Genomic DNA, 16,066 nt, shown 5'->3' on the forward strand with positions numbered 1-16,066 from the left:
GCCCGGATGTTAAGAAAAGAGAAACCCTTACTCCTGTTAATCACCGTGTGGCTAATTTTTGCACTTGTTTCCTGCAGATCCTATCAGATTGCTCCAAATGGCTATACAGTGGAAGGAGATGAATATTTTATCAATATCGATAAAAACCTGGCTGTATTTTTAGGCGACGATATTTTAAAGGAAGAGAACTGGCAATCCAATGGTGGGCCGATCAATGTGAGTAAGGTCACTGCCAAATACAAAAATGTACTCAAACATCTAAATTACCCGGATACTGCTTACAAGGTCTTATTTACCGGACATATGAAAGGGAAATATAATTATGACATGCTTGCTGTGATAAACAATTTTCCGAATGTCAAAGGCAAAAGAAATCATTTATTGGACTTGACCGCCTTTCAGCGGGAAGAAAACAGGGAAGGACGATATTTCTACAACATAAATGAATTCAAAGGGCAAAAGCTGTTGCATTTTGTTATTCCGTTCAATGACAGGCTTTGGCAGGAAAAGATGGTGAGTATGATCTTTCTGCTTCCGGCTGATTTCAATGACATTGCCTGGGCGAAGGATATTGTGCAATCCAACGTGGCCTTGTACCGCAATCGTTATATTTTTACGCCGAGCAGGACGGCGATACAATGCCCGGACGATGGAAGTCGTTCACATCTTGACTATAAGATTCCTGAGGAAAAGATTAACAAAACCGGATATATGCTGATGAAAGCATATGGAAATGTAGAAGGGAGGCGTACATTGGTGGTCTATCGGCTAATGAAGCCAAAAGATTTTTATGGCTCATTCGTTGTTTGTAAAGGAGATTATGAAATTCTCTATACGACGCTGCAGGATAAAATCGTCTGGCAGACTAAAATCAATACTGAGAAGGACGTGGTATTCTAATTATTCTATTTTATTGACGGGGATAAAAGCCCTGGATTAATAATCCAGGGCTTTTAATTTATTTTTGAGTAATAAGATTTCATTTTGCAGTTGTTCGACCTTATCCAATAAATGATTGGCTACCTGAATTCCCTGTGGATTTACTTCGAGATCGTAATATAGATTTGAGAAACGTTCCAGTTTCTTGAGTTCATCTTCGTCGATATATTGTTCTTCCTGCTGGATGACAATATGAATGAGTCCATATTCCTCCATGGTCTGTAGAAAAGTTGTTTCAACCTTTCTGGACTGACAGAAGTCTATCACTTTTATGAGTGTCGTTTCCATAAGATTATTGCTTTAGATCCTTCAATTGTTGAAATAGCGCTTTTTCGTCATCGGAAAGATTGCTGGGCATTTTGATGTTTAGGCTTACGTAGAGATCCCCAAATTCGCCTTCTTTCCGGTATAGCGGAAAACCTTTGCCCTTGAGCCGCATTTTTGCACCGTTTTGACTTTCGGGTTTGATCTTTAATTTTATTTTACCGCCAAAGGTGTCGAGTGTTGCCTCGCCACCTAAAATCGCCGTATAAAGGTCTACATCCAGCGAGGTGTACAGATCATTTCCCTGACGTTTGAAATTTGCATCGGGCGTGATGTTGATCGTAATATATAAATCGCCTTTAGGGCCACCATTGATTCCTTCGCTACCATAGCCCTTTAATTTGATTTTCTGACCATCCTCAACACCTGCATGAATCGTTATACGGATACTCTTGCCGTTGATATTAAAGGTTTGTTGGTGAGTAGTGTAGGCCTGTTGGAGCGTTAAACTCAGCTCAGCATTAAAGTCCTGTCCACGGAAGGTACTTTGTCTGCCCCCACCGCGTCGACTGCCAAACATCTGCTCGAAAAAATCCGAGAATTGACCATCATCAAAATTTCCGGTATACTCGTAGGAACCCGCACCGCCACCAAATGGGTTCCCGCCGGAACCAAAAGGATTGCCACCGCCCGATTGGGATTGTCGGTATTGCTGCTGTGCTTTTTCGTACTCCTCTCCATGTTGCCAATGTTCGCCATATTGGTCATATTTTTTACGTTTCTCGGGATCGGATAACACTTCATTCGCTTCATTGATCTCCTGAAACCGTTGTTTAGCCTCGTTATCATTGGGGTTGACATCAGGATGATATTTACGCGCTAGTTTTCGATATGCTTTTTTGATATCATCTGCCGAAGCCGTTTTATCAATGCCAAGCACTTTATAGTAATCTACAAAAGCCATAAATTATACGTGTTTTATCCTAAAGATAACAATAAATACAGGTAAAATGTTTCTGCTTGTGGTCAAATCAAACTTTTTCAGATAGACTTATCATTTGGTTTTTATGATATTGAATTTGTGGATATATCCGAGCATAAAATACTGCTTTAAGGTCATTGAACTTCCAAAATAAGTCATGTTCCCCTGACTTCCCCAGTAATTTTGTGTATTTTGATTCAGGATGTCAAAGCCGGTCAGTTTAACTTGAGACTTGTTTTTAAATGTATAGTACATTGAAGCGTTCAATATATGGTAGTTTTTTCTTCCATTTAATCCACTTGCTCTATTATCCAATGAATAAGTACTCTCTAACGAAAACCCCTGAATAGGATTGATATTTAATCCCATGCCGATCTGATGTGTTGAATAAGCTGTTTCAGCAAAGTCTGGATGGTTTTTGGTGGAATTTAAGTTTTTATTCCTGTTATAAGTATACTTGGGTTGAATACCGATCAGATTTCTCCAGGTAACGGAAAATTCCTGTGATAGATCTATTCCCACATTATTTGATTTATTGGAAATGTCATTGATTGTACTGTAATTTTCGAAATTATAAGCAGTACTGGTCTGGGAAAGGTAAAAATTCCAGTTTTCACCGCTTTTAAAACTATATCTGAAGAAACTATATAAAGAAGAATTATACCTGGAACCTGCTAGATAAGATTGAACGGTATAATGACCATTTTTGGCATCACGCCAGCTTCTAGTGCCGATGCTGCGTTCTTGGTAGTTAATATTTCCTCCGGTATTGAATTGGATCTTCGCGTTATAAGCATAAAAAGAGACGCTTGCCTGTTGCGTTTCTATGTTATCGAAAATAAACGCCTTCAATCGGGTTTGTAATGGGTTGAGGTCATTTTCAACCGTGCGAATTCCATTTGTGGCGGGCGATTGGATATTTTTCTGCCAACTGAGTGACAGACTTTTGTAACGAACGGAAATATTAGGAAGCCAATAGCCATTTTTGAACTTTTTATTTTCATTGAGCTGTTTGAGATCGAAATGATCATCCTTTATGGCGTAGGTGGTCCCTATATCAATAAAGATATCTTTGATGGGTTTCCAATAAAACTTAAGACCCGTGACATATTCTTGATAATTGTAATTAAAATTGTTTTCGAGATCGTTTCCATGGACCCTTCCGCTGTTGTTCTGATCAAAATAGAAAGTCTCGGTCTGCGAGCGGCTGTTTTTATTGAGGGAGAAAAATAGATTGAAATCTAACTTTTTCACAGTTTTGTTGAAATAACTGATCGTCGAATTGAATGCACGGGACTTCGTTACCGAACCTTCGTTTGTCCATAGGAGGGTTCTTGGATTAGGGTTGTTGTAAATCTCACTCAGTTGTTCATTGGTGCCATCCACATCATGATTGCTATAATTGATTTCATTGCGAAAAGAAAGGCTATGCTTTTTGTTAAACTGTTTTTCAATATAAAAACTATGTGAATAGTTAAATTGGGCCTGCTTAGAATCCCCCGTTGTCTGTGATTTATTTATGCTATCTTGCTGTGTATCAGTTTTTGAAAAGGACTTCGAGTCGCTGTGATCTCTATTGATCCTAATACTCGGTTTAAATTCAAGATAGGCGGTCGTATCCATTCGGTGCCGGAATAGGGACTTCAGATCATGACCTAAGCGTTTTTTGCGTTCCTCATAATTACTGTTATTGAATTGCTCGATGGAATCGAATTTAGCGATATTACTGGACTGGTTAGCATTTTCGGTGTTATTATGCTTCAGCATATACATGATGTTAAGTTTTGTTTTTGTGCCCCAGTCATTGTTGAGATTGAAACCGATACCGACATCATTTGCTTTCCCCGAATAATTTCGCCCGCCAAAGCTATCAAAACCATAACTTTCTGCTCGGCCCAAACCACCTTGCTGGTTTAATTCATTATAATCGAAACTCTGTCTATTGACATTGTTTCCAAAAGCCAGAAAACTCAATTGCAATGTATCCCGAAACGTGTTAAACAGTGCTCCTGCTTCGTAATGCCCTCTGGTGCCAGCACTTCCATATGCTTTTCCGAAGCTCGCTTTTAAAAACTCTTTCTTGACTTTAAGATTGATCGTAATTGGGAGTCTGTCTTCATCTTCGACATTGATCTTAGATTCGCCTTTGTCACGATATACTTGTACTGTTTTTATTAAAGAAGCATCCAGATTTCGTGTAGCGATGCGTACATCCGTAGAAAAGAAATCTTTGTCATTTACTTTGACTTTTGACACTTCTTTTCCCTGATAGTAGATGGTCCCGTCCATATTGACCTGTAATCCAGGGAGCTGTTTAATTAGTTCTTCTACATTGGCATTTGGCCTCGTTTTAAAGAAGTTTGTATTATATTCCAATGTGTCTTTGTTCATCCGGACGGGAGGGGCAACATTGACCACAACTTCATCGAGGCTTTTAGCCCCGAGTTTTAATTGCCCAAAATTATGTAATCCATTGTGAATACTAAAATCTTGGCTGTAAGGCGAAGCATTGATGTGTGATACAATCAAAATAAGCCTAGTTTCGGCCGGTAGCCGAAAAAACTCGAAGTTTCCCTTGGCATCTGTCAGCAAATACGAGATGACAGCGGAATCCTTTGGAGAGAGCACCGTGACTGTTGCTTTTTCGAGTGGTTCACCTGCTTGCGATAGTATTGTTCCGTTTGCTTTCCCCTTTGTCTGAGATAACGCGGGAATGGTAAAGAGAAGCAGAAAGTAGAAAATAAACAGTATTTTCATAAAGGTTATTTTGGTTATTGGCTTAGTACAATTACTTGGTACAATTATACTAAGTAGTAGGGGAAACAAAAAATAAGAGCCGGTATTAGGGCAGTGTTTTAACAGAGTTTAACACAAAAGGGATAATTTATCTGCTAGCGGAATAACTGGGATTGTGTAATAAAAAAAGGTCAGGTAAACTGCTTTACCCGACCTTTTTTTTATTATAGCGAAAACTATTTTTATTCTTTGTTGCTGTCTATTGCCAGACGGTTTTCTCTATTGGCGATCTGCCATGCTGTAAAAAAGATCAATTTTTCCCGTTTGACCATCAGTGGGAAGTCGATTTTGTCATAGGTGTCCGCGGGTGTATGATAGTCAGGATGAAGACCCGAAAAATAGAAGATGGATGGTATGCCTTTCTTTGCAAAGTTATAATGGTCAGAACGGTAATAAAGACGCATGGGATCTTTTGGATTGTCATACATGTAATCTATCTCCAACTTGGTGTTTTTGTCATTTTCATCTTTATTGATCTGATAGAGTTCAGAGCTTAGTTTGTCTGAACCGATCGCATGAATATAATCGTGATTTCCTTTGAGATGTTTGTCATCAACACGCCCGATCATATCAATGTTGATACAGGCTATGGTATTTGCCAATGGAAAAACTGGGTTTTCGGTATAAAATTTAGAACCGAGTAAACCTTTTTCTTCAGCTGCATAAGTAATAAAAAGAATACTACGCCTTGGACCATTGCCTGCGGCTTTTGCACGGGAAAAGCTACGTGCGAGCTCAAGTACAGCCGTTGTTCCGGATGCATTGTCATCTGCACCGAAGAAGATGTTTCCTTTTGAATCTTTGCCGTCGTGATCATAATGCCCGCCAATGACGACAATTTCATCTTTTTTATCAGTTCCTTCTAAATATCCCAGGATATTGGGGTCAGCTAAAGGTTTTGCATTTGTGCCGAACTCAGCTTTAAGGTTTGTACTGATCGCAAAGGAATTTGCCTGTCCGGAACGGTTGATTTTACCGACTACAGCCGCGAGATTTGTACGTGCCAGATTGAATATATAATTCGCTGCATGATCGGTGATGTTGACAACGGGGATCACGGGGGATTTTTCGGGTGCCGGCTGATCTACGGCCAGGTTATAGCGGCCTTCGGTAGCACGGTCTCCCGCATCTTCAAGTAGTTGGGAAAGCTGACTGTTGACAGCCAGCACCAACTTTGGTTTCTTCTTGAGAATTTCCTTTATTTTTTTATTCCTGCTTGTCGACCAGTCAGACGGTGTTTTTTTTCCGGTGATCCATGAATTTCCCTTGTCATCCGTAGGTTCACCTTCATTCAATAATAAGACAATTTTATTGGTCAGGTCTAAACCGCTGATGTCGGAATACTTTGGATCATCGATCCCATAACCAATGAAGATAATCTCATTGCTTTCAAAGAGCTTATCCTCGTTGTTACCGATGACAAAGATATCTTTTCCATTTAAGAATGGTCGGTCATTGATGCTAAAGTGCTTGACTTTAAAACTATTGTGTATAAGCCGAAGAGGTTGAAAATAAGTTCCATTTACTGGTGCTGAAAGGCCATATTTTTTGAATTCATTTGCGATATAATCCGCAGCCAGCTGACCGCCTTTCTGCCCAGTTCCTCTTCCTTCAAAGTCTACAGAAGCAAGTGTGCGCAGATGTTTTTGTGTAGATTCTACGGTGATTTCACTCGCGTACTTACTGCTGACATCCTGTGCCTGAGCACAGCTTACCATAGACAACGCTATCCAGATCAGGTTATGTATTTTCTTCATTTCGTATTTTGTATTTTGTATTGAGTCTCGAGAACCTGCTGCTGTAAGCTTGGGCTCTATTCTGTACGCAATATGTATATAAGATGATGAGTACACAATATAACTAAAAAAGCGGATGAAAAGTATGTTTTACCTTTCATCCGCTCCTTAAAATATGTTAATTTGTTAACAGCTGCAAGCTATTTTGTTGACACGATTGGCATGACGACCACCTTCAAATTCGGTTGTCATAAAAGTTGATACGATCTTTTTAGCAAGGTCAAGATCGATAAAACGAGCTGGAATACATACGACATTGGCGTCGTTATGTTGACGTGCTAATACTGAAATTTCCTCCAACCAACAGATTGCGGCACGGATATTTTGATGTTTATTGGCTGTGATCGCAACTCCGTTGGCACTACCACAGATCAATACACCTGCATCAGCCTCTTTGTTTTCTACCGCAGAAGCGACGGGATGTGCAAAATCTGGGTAATCGACCGAATCTGGCGAGTTTGTTCCAAAGTCAGTTACTTCATAACCCAATTCATTTAAAAAGTTAACCAATGCCGTTTTGTACTCAAACCCTGCATGGTCACTTCCGATCGCAATTTTCTTTACACTGCTCATTTCTCTTGTTATTTTATTTTTCTTGTGCTAATTTTTTTCTCTTAACATCTGCCGAAACCATGATACTTACTTCATACAATAAGAACATCGGAGCAGCAACAGTCAACATGGTGATAATATCCGCAGAAGGGGTAATGACCGCAGCTATAACCAAAATTATAACGGTTGCATAACGACGGCTGGCACGCATAAATTCAGGTGTCATAATACCTATTTTAGACAGAATAAACACCAGGATCGGAAGCAGGAAAACAATCCCACAACCTAATGTCAATGTAGCGATCGTAGACAGATAATTGTCGATGGTAATCTGATTCACGATTTCGTCACTTAAGGACACGTTCGCTAAAAAGTTAATGGATAATGGTACAACAATATAGTATCCAAAAAGTGCTCCTAAAAGAAACAACATGGAAGAGTAAAAAACAAATCCACGTGCAGAACGTCTTTCAACATCTGTCAATGCTGGTTTTACGAATAGCCAAATTTCGAATAAAAGATAGGGAAAACCCATCATCAAAGCCATCAAAAGACAGGAGTTGATCTGGAGCATAAATTGCCCTGCTAATTCCGTATTGATAATGTTAAAAGGTATTTTCTTGACACAGAAGTCGGCTAGATTGAACGCATCTGCGGCTTTGCACATCATGCGATAAGTCCAAAAATCGAGATTTTTGGGCCCCATGATAATATCGTTGAAAACAAAGTCATAAAATGTAAACGCGATACCGGCAAAGATACAGATTGCAATAGCTGAACGAACCAAATGCCATCTCAAGACCTCAAGATGGTCAAAGAAAGACATTTCTGCTTCTATATTCTTCCCCTTATTTTTGATAGCTTGTATTAAATCTTTCGAATTTGGTGTACTCATAAAAATTGTTTGGAAACAAAAATACCATTCTTATTGTAAAGAATGGTATTTTTTATGTATGTAAAGACAATTTTATTTAATCTTCTACAGGATATTCAGTTAGGTCAAATGTTTCCATGAATTTTGTAGTGAAATTGCCTGCTCTAAAGTTAGGGTCACGCATTAATCTCAAGTGCAGAGGAATGGTAGTTTTGATACCTTCGATGACGAATTCGCTCAATGCGCGCTCCATGGTACAGATTGCTTCTTCACGTGTTTGTGCGACACAGATCAATTTAGCAATCATAGAGTCATAGTTTGGCGGAATGGTATAGCCTGAGTATACGTGTGTATCTACGCGTACACCATGCCCCCCCGGAGAGTGAAAATTCGTGATTTTGCCCGGTGAAGGACGGAAATTGTTGAACGGATCTTCCGCATTGATACGACACTCGATCGCGTGCATTTCCGGTTCGTAATTCTTTCCGGAGATTGGAATACCGGCAGCAACCTTGATCTGTTCTTTGATCAGATCGAAGTTGATCACTTCTTCTGTTACGGGGTGCTCTACCTGAATACGTGTATTCATTTCCATAAAGTAAAAGTTGCGGTGTTTGTCAACCAAGAATTCTATTGTACCTGCACCTTCATAGTTTACGGCTTTTGCACCTTTGACAGCCGCTTCACCCATTTCGGCCCTTAATTCAGGCGTCATAAACGGTGAAGGAGATTCCTCGATCAATTTTTGGTGACGACGTTGGATCGAGCAGTCACGTTCTGATAAGTGACACACGGTACCAAATTGGTCGCCTACGATCTGGAATTCAATGTGACGGGGTTCCTCAACATATTTCTCAAGGTAGATACCGTCGTTACCAAAAGCAGCTGCGGATTCTACACGGGCAGAATCCCAAGCTGGCTCGAACTCTTCGTCTTTCCAGATGATACGCATACCACGGCCACCACCGCCGGCAGTAGCTTTAATAATAACAGGATAACCTATCTCATTGGCGAGTTTGATGCCTTCTTTTACGTTTGAGATCAAACCATCTGATCCGGGCACAGTAGGTACTCCAGCTTGTTTCATGGTGTCCTTTGCACGGGATTTGTCGCCCATTTTCTCGATTTGCTCCGCCGTAGCACCGATAAATTTGATACCATACTCTGCACAGATTGCCGAAAAACGCGCGTTCTCAGACAAAAAACCATATCCCGGGTGAATTGCATCTGCATTTGTCAATTCAGCTGCAGAGATAATATTAGGAATGTTTAAGTAAGAATCTTTACTCGGTGGAGGGCCAATACAAACCGCTTCATCAGCAAAGCGTACGTGTAAGCTGTCTCTATCTGCGGTTGAATATACTGCAACACTTTTGATACCCATCTCACGGCAGGTACGGATAATGCGCAGGGCAATTTCTCCTCTATTTGCAATTAATATTTTTTTAAACATTGTCTTGAATTATGAAGTTTACAAAAATGTAGCCCTTTGGAGGCTACATCATATTCATTTACGTTTGTAAATTACTTAGGCTCTACTAAGAATAATGGTTGATCATACTCAACAGGTTGAGCATCTTCGACCAAAATCTTAACGATTTTACCAGAAACTTCAGATTCGATTTCGTTGAACAATTTCATCGCTTCAACAATGCACAATACAGAACCTGTATTGATATCATCACCAATATTAACGAAAGATGGCTTACCGGGGCCAGCTGAACGGTAGAATGTACCGATCATTGGTGATTTGATTGTGATCAAGTTTGCGTCAGCGCTAGCAGCTGGTGCTGCAGGAGTAGCTACTGGAGCTGGTGCTGCAGCTTGCGCAACAGGAGCAGCAGCAACTGGTGCAACAGCCGGAACAGAAGCTGTAACGTACGTAGGCTCTTGATTTGTCTTTATTGTAATTTTAAAATCTTGCTCTTCAATCGAGACTTCATTCACACCTGATTTTGAAACGAATTTAATCAAGTCCTGAATTTGTTTGATATCCATACCCATAGTATTCTAGGTTTTGTTTGTTTCTTAAAAAATTCTAACTGTCAAAAGTAATAAATTATACCATAAAATGGACAATTAATACGCCCATTTTAAATAGATGGATCCCCAAGTGAAACCGCCACCGAAAGCGGCAAGGATCAGGTTATCTCCTTTTTTCAACTGAGATTCCCATTCCCATAAGCATAGTGGGATTGTCCCACTGGTGGTATTACCGTATTTTTGGATGTTTACCATCACTTTTTCGTCTGGAAGACCTACACGTTCGGCTGTTGCATCAATGATACGTTTATTGGCCTGATGGGGGACCAACCAGGCTATATCTTCTGATTTCAAGTTGTTCTTTTCCATTACTTCATGCGCTACGTCCGCCATATTGGTCACAGCAAATTTGAATACTGTACGGCCTTCTTGGTACGCATAATGCAATCCTGCGTCAACAGTAGCATGTGAGGCTGGATTTAATGAACCACCACCTTTAATATTGAGGTACTGGCCACCGGAACCATCGGTTTTTAAAATCGCATCCTGTATCCCCAATCCTTCTTCATTCGGTTCCAATAACACACAACCGCAGCCGTCCCCAAAAAGGATACAGGTATTGCGATCCTGATAATTGATGACCGATGACATTTTATCTGCACCGACAACAAGCACTTTTTTGTGTGTGCCTGCGGTGATAAACTGTGTTCCGGTATTTAAACCGAACAAGAAGCCTGAACAAGCTGCCTGAAGATCGAATCCCCAAGCATTTGTCGCTCCGATTTTATCGGCCAGAATATTTGCTGTAGCCGGAAACAACATGTCTGGTGTACTGGTACAGAAGATAATTAAATCGATATCCGTCGCTTCTATCCCTCTCTTTTTCAATAAACCCTGAACGGCAGGCACAGCAAGATCTGATGTAGCAAGCCCTTCACCCTTTAAGATGCGTCTTTCTTTGATTCCCGTTCGTGATACAATCCACTCGTCGTTGGTATCGACCATTGTTTCCAACTCTTTGTTGGTGAGGATGTAATCTGGAACGTAACCATTTACAGCCGTAATTGCGGCATGAATCTTTGACATAAATACTTAATTGAAAATAGATCTGATGCTGTCAATGAATTTAGACTCGATCATATCTCTTGAAAATAAAACCATATTTTTAATGGCCTCCGGTGTTGAAATACCATGACCAATAATAACAGGAGCATTGACTCCTAAGATTGGACTACCGCCGTACTGCTCGTAGTTGAATCGATCGAAGAAATCATCTTTAAAACCTTTTTTCAGGGTCACTACATAAAATGATTCTGCAAGTTTTAAGACCACATTGCCCGTAAATCCATCGCAGACATATACGTCGGCATGGTCACTGAACAGGTCGCGGCCTTCTGCATTTCCGATAAAGTTAATCTTGTCGTTGGCTTTAAGTAGGGGGTAGGTAGAGGTTGTCAGGATGTTTCCTTTTTCTTCTTCTTCTCCAATGTTCAATAATCCGACTTTAGGATTGGATACATTGAATACATGCTCGGCAAAGAGGCTGCCCAGCATTGCAAATTGATTCAGCATCTCCGGTTTACAGTCAGCGTTTGCGCCGACATCCAGTAAGAGTCCGAATCCTGATTTCAATTTTGGAACAATTGATGCTATGGCTGGGCGCAATACGCCTGGAATAGCTTTTACGCTGAACATCGATCCCACGAGCATAGCTCCAGTATTACCTGCGGATGCGAATGAGTCGATTTCTTTGTTTTTTAAATATTCAAATCCCTTCGCAATACTTGAGTTGGGTTTTTGAGTTATCGCTTTGGTTGGATGTTCACCCATCGCAATGACTTCTGGAGCTTCCACATATTCAAAGTCAGATGAATTTCCTCCGGCTTGATCGATGAATTGCTTAGTCTCTTCAGTTTTACCAAAAAGGACTATCTTTTGGTCTCCAGTAAGCTGTTTTTGTGCTTCAATAGCACCTGTTATCGTTGCTTTAGGAGCATAATCTCCTCCTAAAATATCTAAACCAATCTTCATCCGTTATTATTTAGTAAATCAATAATACGCAAAAAACATCCCAAAATAAAGCAAATTTCTAAAATATTGCTTGTTTGGGATGTTTTGGTGTTATGAAAGGTTTACCTTAGACAACAGCTGTATTTTCAATGATCAATTTACCGTTGTAGTACAAATTTCCGTCTACAGTGTATGCACGGTGTGGTAAATGAACTGCGCCAGTTTCTTTACATACTGTCAAGCTAGGAGCTTCAGCTTTATAATGTGTTCTTCTTTTGTCTCTTCTTGATTTAGAAGTTTTACGTTTTGGATGTGCCATCTCGTATTTTTGTTTTAGTTATTTTTAATATTTCTCAATGCTTCCCAACGTGGGTCGATAATTTCTTCTTCTTTTTGCTCCTCTGCATCTGGCTCGCTTGTAAATAAAGCCAGCATTTCAGGATCGCATGCTATGCCTTTTCCTTGCTCCTCACATTTCACGATATAGGGCACAGCTAAGTTGATGTATTCGTACAATAACTCAGCTATATCCAACTCATGGTCGCTTTTTGATAAGATCAACACTTCATCCGTGTTGTCTGTCCAATCTTCATCCGTGAATTTGACCAATATCCGTTCTTGAATTGAAATCGGTGACATAAACTCTTTCAAACAGGTATCACAAGTCAATTGAATCTCGCCTTGGATATCAAAATGCAAAATCAAAAGGTTTTCCTGTTTTTGCAATTCAACTTCTGCTTTCAGATTGCCATCTTTTACAATCGAATGTTCGTAGCAGTCAAAGAACTTTTTATTAATGTCAAATTCAAAATTGTGCTTTCCAGCGTTGAGTCCCGAAAAGGGAATTCTGTATTGTTTTAGATGTTTCACAATCTTGCATTTGAGCCTGCAAAGGTATGTATAAAATCATTAGGATCGAAATATTTTTTTAAATATTCCGGTCAAACGCTTTATATATACGCATGGCACGACTTATTCATAATAATTTTTACCTAACTCTATTTTTTCGCGTCCATTTGCCATGCGCCATTTATTGGTGTCACGTAGCGAATAGGCACAACCGCAATATTCCTGCATGTAGAACTTCTCTTTTTTGGAGACTTCTAACATTCGTGCCGAACCACCTTTCTTGCGCCAGTTGAATGTCCAGTACTCCATACCTTCATGGCGGGAGGCTGCACGTAGGCCACAGTCATTGATCTGTTCCATGTTTTTCCATCGGGAAATACCCAATGAACTTGAGATCACATCAAAGCCATTTGCCGCCGCATATTCTGCGGTTTTCTCGAAACGCATATCAAAGCACATCGTGCAACGGATCCCCCGCTCAGGTTCCTGTTCCATGCCTTTAGCCAGATCAAACCAATGGTCCACATCGTAATCCGCGTCAATAAAAGGGATATTGTGTTTTTCGGCAAACCGGATATTTTCATCTTTGCGCAGATCGTATTCCTTGCGAGGATGGATATTGGGATTGTAGAAATAAATCGTAAAATCGATATCTGAAGCAATCAACGCCTCCATGACTTCTCCGGAACAGGGTGCACAACAGGAATGCAAAAGCAATTTCTTGCCTTCTCCCGGTAATGCCAACTTCTCCCGTACAAATTCCTTCTTTTCCATAATGTATATGATATCAAAAACAAAGGCAATTTTAATCAAAAAGTAGCGGAATGACAAATATTTCCGTTTGAGTTCCCGTAATATATGCCCAAAAGAATCATATAAATTCATTGATATTCTGCATATATTAGTAGATTTGTATGTTAGACACAATAAGCTATTTATAATAAAAAATATATGAAATTTTCATTTCAAACCTGTGTTATAGTATTATTTGCCAGTTTAATAGGCGTTGCTTCCTGTAAAAAATTGGACGATGAACCCGATGTTGGTCAAGTATCACTTGTTTCAAGATTGTATATTTCTTTTAGGGATTATCAGCCGAATAGTTCCTCTATCAAGAATCTCTTTATTGTGGATCCTGCTGATACCAATAATCTGGATAATATCTATCAATATCTTTCTCCGGCAAAGGGTGGGGGAGCGGTTATATTTGACCCCGATGCAAAGGCTGTTTTTCAGGCGAGTGAAGGATCAATTGCTCAAGATACCTTTATCCAGCGTATTGCACTGGATGACGTTTATGGGATTCCGGGAAATGCAAGCGCTATTGGCTATACGGGGTTTAGAAATGTAAGAGGATTAGCCTATTACACCTATGCACAGCAAGTCGGTAATACAGGGTCAAGTGTGACCAATTTTCTGCTCGCTGCTACAGGTGGCAATATGTTATATGCGATAAGCCGTCCGGAGGGAAAAGGTTCAACAGGTGGTTCTAAGATCATCGACAAACAGATCAGTTTGGGAGATATTGAACCCGTCTCATTGAATTTATTACAGGGGAATACAGCTGATAAAAATGAAAAATGGGTGCTCATTGGATTTAATGATCAAGCTAAAAACAGAATTGGTTTTGCTGTCTACAAAGGACTTAAGCAGGAATTGATAGACCGAGCACGCGATACGATCATCAATAAGGATAAATTTCAGCCTGCATTGACTGTCTATGTGGAGGGAAAAACAGACTTACAAGCAGTATCTTATGCACCTAATAAAAAACTATTTGCTGTCGCTACCGGGAAAGGCGGGGAAGTATTGTTCTTTAGAAATCCTACGGAGTTGTTTGATGGAACTGGCGATAAAACCATCCAACCTGATTATGTGATCGGTGGTACGAATACAGGGTTGGAAGAGCCTGCGGGAGTTGCCATTGATGACCGTATTGAAAATGGTAAATTTCTTTATATTTCAGATAAGAAGAATAGGAAAATCAGCCGGTTTAAACTGGAGGATCAAGGAAATACAGCACCAGAATTAACAAAAACATATGGCACAATGACGCCAAATTATATCTTTTTGGACGCCAGAGAAAGACCAAATTTTTAATTTATAAAGACTGTCAAGCAAGCAATTCGAACAGTTCGCTGATCTCCTGTTGCTTGCTTGCACTTTCATGTGCTTCATAGGCCGACAATAAATTCCGAAGTGCACGCTTCATTATGGTCACATTGTCACAGGGATAGGTAAATTCCCGATCTGCACTTAGATTTAATTGTTTTAGGAACGAATTTACATCACTTTTTTGCATAATCTGCCCCCGGTTAAATGCATTGATGTAAAACAAAACATGTTCATTTCCTTCTTCATCCGTATCCATGTAAGCCAGGATAAAATGCTTGGGTAAATTGATCCCATAGATCGGGATATCCAGCTTTTGCGCAATAATGCTATAGATACAGGATAAGGTCAACGGATTCCCCTGCTTTGTGTCCAGAACCTGACCGATATAGGAGTTTTGCGGATGGTGATAATCCTTTGTATTGCCAGATAGCCCAAAGGAACCAAATAGCACATGGTTCAGCAGATTCACCTTCTCCAATGGACTCATATCGTATTGAAGTCCACGCCAGACCTCTGTTTTTAGATCTTCGATTTTCAACACGATTTTATGGTCCTCGTAAGAAGGATATTGATAGTTATTGAGAATGATAAGTCCTTCCAGGAGATTGAAGGAATTGCTCAGATTCCAGATCTGTAGCTCATTTTTGGTCTGGTCGAACTGAATTTCATGGATAATGTTTTCCAGTCGTCCCTGTACCCTTGGATCAAAGCTCGACTCCCAGAATTTCTCCAAATAAGGAACAATTTCAGGGCCTTGGCTTTTCAATTGATGCTCCACTTCCTGAATAATCTGTTGATCGGTATCGTCCAGCAGAAATATTAACGATTTCAGCGCTCTCTCATTCATCATAACGAAGTTAAAAAATTGAATTGAGAAATAATAAAAAAAAATCCCTACAGTATTCA

16 protein-coding genes are annotated in these 16,066 nt (G+C 40.0%); 2 read left to right on the forward strand and 14 right to left on the reverse strand.

The window, feature by feature from the left end:
- Positions 1-6: 6 nt before the first annotated feature.
- On the forward strand, positions 7-900 hold the full coding sequence (locus ABTV71_RS04545; RefSeq protein WP_433902362.1) for a hypothetical protein: 894 nt from the start codon (positions 7-9) through the stop codon (positions 898-900).
- Between the two features lie 36 nt (positions 901-936).
- Here ABTV71_RS04545 and ABTV71_RS04550 read toward each other — a convergent pair whose 3' ends face one another.
- The 13 genes from ABTV71_RS04550 to ABTV71_RS04610 all read right to left on the reverse strand — a co-directional run bounded on the left by ABTV71_RS04550 (position 937) and on the right by ABTV71_RS04610 (position 13,819).
- Positions 937-1,227, reverse strand: a complete 291-nt coding sequence (locus ABTV71_RS04550) for a chaperone modulator CbpM (protein ID WP_108635895.1) — start codon at positions 1,225-1,227, stop codon at positions 937-939.
- A gap of 4 nt (positions 1,228-1,231) precedes the next feature.
- On the reverse strand, positions 1,232-2,167 hold the full coding sequence (locus tag ABTV71_RS04555; RefSeq protein WP_121126263.1) for a DnaJ C-terminal domain-containing protein: 936 nt from the start codon (positions 2,165-2,167) through the stop codon (positions 1,232-1,234).
- Between the two features lie 90 nt (positions 2,168-2,257).
- Complete coding sequence (locus tag ABTV71_RS04560) at positions 2,258-4,942, reverse strand: carboxypeptidase regulatory-like domain-containing protein (protein ID WP_433902363.1); 2,685 nt, start codon at positions 4,940-4,942, stop codon at positions 2,258-2,260.
- A 221-nt stretch (positions 4,943-5,163) separates the two neighbouring features.
- On the reverse strand, positions 5,164-6,738 hold the full coding sequence (locus tag ABTV71_RS04565; RefSeq protein ID WP_433902364.1) for a M28 family peptidase: 1,575 nt from the start codon (positions 6,736-6,738) through the stop codon (positions 5,164-5,166).
- Between the two features lie 165 nt (positions 6,739-6,903).
- Positions 6,904-7,350 (reverse strand): ribose 5-phosphate isomerase B, encoded by a 447-nt coding sequence (gene rpiB, locus ABTV71_RS04570; protein ID WP_433902365.1) that lies wholly within the window; start codon positions 7,348-7,350, stop codon positions 6,904-6,906.
- Positions 7,351-7,363: 13 nt separating this feature from the next.
- Positions 7,364-8,224, reverse strand: coding sequence for a twin-arginine translocase subunit TatC (gene tatC / locus ABTV71_RS04575; protein ID WP_121126267.1), 861 nt, complete (start codon positions 8,222-8,224; stop codon positions 7,364-7,366).
- Positions 8,225-8,300: 76 nt separating this feature from the next.
- Positions 8,301-9,656, reverse strand: a complete 1,356-nt coding sequence (gene accC, locus ABTV71_RS04580) for an acetyl-CoA carboxylase biotin carboxylase subunit (protein WP_108635889.1) — start codon at positions 9,654-9,656, stop codon at positions 8,301-8,303.
- Positions 9,657-9,727: 71 nt separating this feature from the next.
- Positions 9,728-10,207 carry an acetyl-CoA carboxylase biotin carboxyl carrier protein gene (accB, locus tag ABTV71_RS04585; protein WP_121126268.1) on the reverse strand — a complete coding sequence of 160 codons (480 nt, stop codon included), beginning with the start codon at positions 10,205-10,207 and terminating at the stop codon, positions 9,728-9,730.
- A 75-nt stretch (positions 10,208-10,282) separates the two neighbouring features.
- On the reverse strand, positions 10,283-11,272 hold the full coding sequence (locus tag ABTV71_RS04590) for a beta-ketoacyl-ACP synthase III (protein WP_104384883.1): 990 nt from the start codon (positions 11,270-11,272) through the stop codon (positions 10,283-10,285).
- Positions 11,273-11,278: 6 nt separating this feature from the next.
- On the reverse strand, positions 11,279-12,217 hold the full coding sequence (gene plsX / locus ABTV71_RS04595; protein WP_121126269.1) for a phosphate acyltransferase PlsX: 939 nt from the start codon (positions 12,215-12,217) through the stop codon (positions 11,279-11,281).
- A 106-nt stretch (positions 12,218-12,323) separates the two neighbouring features.
- Complete coding sequence (gene rpmF, locus ABTV71_RS04600) at positions 12,324-12,515, reverse strand: 50S ribosomal protein L32 (RefSeq protein WP_046672269.1); 192 nt, start codon at positions 12,513-12,515, stop codon at positions 12,324-12,326.
- Positions 12,516-12,529: 14 nt separating this feature from the next.
- Positions 12,530-13,066 carry a YceD family protein gene (locus ABTV71_RS04605; RefSeq protein ID WP_433902366.1) on the reverse strand — a complete coding sequence of 179 codons (537 nt, stop codon included), beginning with the start codon at positions 13,064-13,066 and terminating at the stop codon, positions 12,530-12,532.
- Between the two features lie 102 nt (positions 13,067-13,168).
- The gene (locus ABTV71_RS04610; protein WP_104385119.1) at positions 13,169-13,819 is read right to left on the reverse strand and encodes an epoxyqueuosine reductase QueH; all 651 of its coding nucleotides are present in this window, start codon (positions 13,817-13,819) and stop codon (positions 13,169-13,171) included.
- 177 nt (positions 13,820-13,996) lie between these two features.
- Between ABTV71_RS04610 and ABTV71_RS04615 the strand changes: the two genes are divergently transcribed.
- Complete coding sequence (locus ABTV71_RS04615) at positions 13,997-15,145, forward strand: hypothetical protein (RefSeq protein WP_433902367.1); 1,149 nt, start codon at positions 13,997-13,999, stop codon at positions 15,143-15,145.
- Positions 15,146-15,158: 13 nt separating this feature from the next.
- Here ABTV71_RS04615 and ABTV71_RS04620 read toward each other — a convergent pair whose 3' ends face one another.
- A complete protein-coding gene (locus tag ABTV71_RS04620) occupies positions 15,159-16,010 on the reverse strand; it encodes a transglutaminase-like domain-containing protein (protein WP_317125739.1) in 852 nt (283 codons plus the stop codon).
- Between the last annotated feature and the right edge of the window lie 56 nt (positions 16,011-16,066).

Source organism: Sphingobacterium puteale, from assembly GCF_050986225.1.
GTDB lineage: Bacteria > Bacteroidota > Bacteroidia > Sphingobacteriales > Sphingobacteriaceae > Sphingobacterium > Sphingobacterium puteale.

What these genes read in the sequence shown, in the direction of transcription:
- ABTV71_RS04545 (WP_433902362.1), top strand. Translation starts at nt 7, where the DNA reads ATGTTAAGAAAAGAGAAACCCTTACTCCTGTTAATCACCGTGTGGCTA.
- ABTV71_RS04550 (WP_108635895.1), bottom strand. Translation starts at nt 1,227, where the DNA reads ATGGAAACGACACTCATAAAAGTGATAGACTTCTGTCAGTCCAGAAAG.
- ABTV71_RS04555 (WP_121126263.1), bottom strand. Translation starts at nt 2,167, where the DNA reads ATGGCTTTTGTAGATTACTATAAAGTGCTTGGCATTGATAAAACGGCT.
- ABTV71_RS04560 (WP_433902363.1), bottom strand. Translation starts at nt 4,942, where the DNA reads ATGAAAATACTGTTTATTTTCTACTTTCTGCTTCTCTTTACCATTCCC.
- ABTV71_RS04565 (WP_433902364.1), bottom strand. Translation starts at nt 6,738, where the DNA reads ATGAAGAAAATACATAACCTGATCTGGATAGCGTTGTCTATGGTAAGC.
- rpiB (WP_433902365.1), bottom strand. Translation starts at nt 7,350, where the DNA reads ATGAGCAGTGTAAAGAAAATTGCGATCGGAAGTGACCATGCAGGGTTT.
- tatC (WP_121126267.1), bottom strand. Translation starts at nt 8,224, where the DNA reads ATGAGTACACCAAATTCGAAAGATTTAATACAAGCTATCAAAAATAAG.
- accC (WP_108635889.1), bottom strand. Translation starts at nt 9,656, where the DNA reads ATGTTTAAAAAAATATTAATTGCAAATAGAGGAGAAATTGCCCTGCGC.
- accB (WP_121126268.1), bottom strand. Translation starts at nt 10,207, where the DNA reads ATGGGTATGGATATCAAACAAATTCAGGACTTGATTAAATTCGTTTCA.
- ABTV71_RS04590 (WP_104384883.1), bottom strand. Translation starts at nt 11,272, where the DNA reads ATGTCAAAGATTCATGCCGCAATTACGGCTGTAAATGGTTACGTTCCA.
- plsX (WP_121126269.1), bottom strand. Translation starts at nt 12,217, where the DNA reads ATGAAGATTGGTTTAGATATTTTAGGAGGAGATTATGCTCCTAAAGCA.
- rpmF (WP_046672269.1), bottom strand. Translation starts at nt 12,515, where the DNA reads ATGGCACATCCAAAACGTAAAACTTCTAAATCAAGAAGAGACAAAAGA.
- ABTV71_RS04610 (WP_104385119.1), bottom strand. Translation starts at nt 13,819, where the DNA reads ATGGAAAAGAAGGAATTTGTACGGGAGAAGTTGGCATTACCGGGAGAA.
- ABTV71_RS04615 (WP_433902367.1), top strand. Translation starts at nt 13,997, where the DNA reads ATGAAATTTTCATTTCAAACCTGTGTTATAGTATTATTTGCCAGTTTA.
- ABTV71_RS04620 (WP_317125739.1), bottom strand. Translation starts at nt 16,010, where the DNA reads ATGATGAATGAGAGAGCGCTGAAATCGTTAATATTTCTGCTGGACGAT.